The sequence below is a fragment of the Vibrio sp. 378 genome (assembly GCF_033339435.1).
On the sequence record NZ_JAWOUO010000193.1, the window covers coordinates 1 to 992 of the forward strand.

A 992-nucleotide genomic window follows, 5' to 3' on the forward strand; every position below is an offset into this window, starting at 1 on the left:
TAACGCGCGCAAAGTTCGCCGCCTATACAACAATAAAGTGCTTGCTGGCTTTGCTGGCGGTACAGCGGACGCCTTCACCCTATTTGAACGCTTTGAAAGCAAACTACAAATGCACCAGGGCCATCTGACGAAAGCAGCCGTAGAACTGGCAAAAGACTGGCGCAGCGACCGAGCTCTTCGCAAATTAGAAGCGTTGCTTGCTGTTGCAGACGAAACAGCATCACTCATCATCACTGGTAACGGCGATGTCGTTCAGCCAGAAAATGATTTGATTGCGATTGGTTCTGGTGGTGCATACGCACAAGCAGCCGCAACTGCACTTTTAGAGAATACTGACTTAGATGCACGTGAAATCGCGGAAAAGGCACTGAACATCGCTGGTGATATCTGTGTATTCACCAACCATCACCACACCGTAGAAGAGCTAGACTCAACTGCAGAGCCTGAAACTCCAGCCGCGTAATCGTAACGACGTAAGGAAAGAATATGTCTGAAATGACCCCTCGCGAAATCGTTCATGAACTGAACCGTCACATCATTGGTCAAGACAAAGCAAAACGTTCGGTTGCGATTGCCCTTCGTAACCGCTGGCGTCGCATGCAGCTAGAAGAAAGCTTGCGCGTCGAAGTCACACCGAAGAACATTCTGATGATTGGTCCAACTGGTGTTGGTAAGACAGAGATCGCTCGTCGTCTTGCTAAACTAGCCAATGCGCCATTCATCAAAGTCGAAGCAACAAAGTTCACCGAGGTAGGTTACGTTGGTAAAGAAGTTGAAACCATCATTCGTGACCTGACTGATGTCGCTGTGAAGATGACCCACCAACAAGCGATGGAAAAAGTAAAATTCCGCGCGGAAGAGCAAGCTGAAGAGCGCATTCTCGATGCACTACTGCCACCAGCACGCGATAGCTGGGGTCAAGTCGAGCAAAAAGAAGACACCTCAAACACGCGTCAAATCTTCCGTAAAAAACTGCGTGAAGGTCAGCTAGA

2 protein-coding genes are annotated in these 992 nt (G+C 49.0%); both read left to right on the forward strand.

From position 1 onward, the window contains the following. Positions 1 to 463, forward strand: a 463-nt coding sequence (gene hslV, locus R7Q48_RS25090) for an ATP-dependent protease subunit HslV (RefSeq protein ID WP_318132841.1), incomplete at its 5' end; no start/stop codon positions are given. Positions 464 to 486: 23 nt separating this feature from the next. Beyond that, positions 487 to 992 (forward strand): AAA family ATPase (locus tag R7Q48_RS25095; protein ID WP_318132842.1); only part of this gene is annotated, 506 nt, incomplete at its 3' end.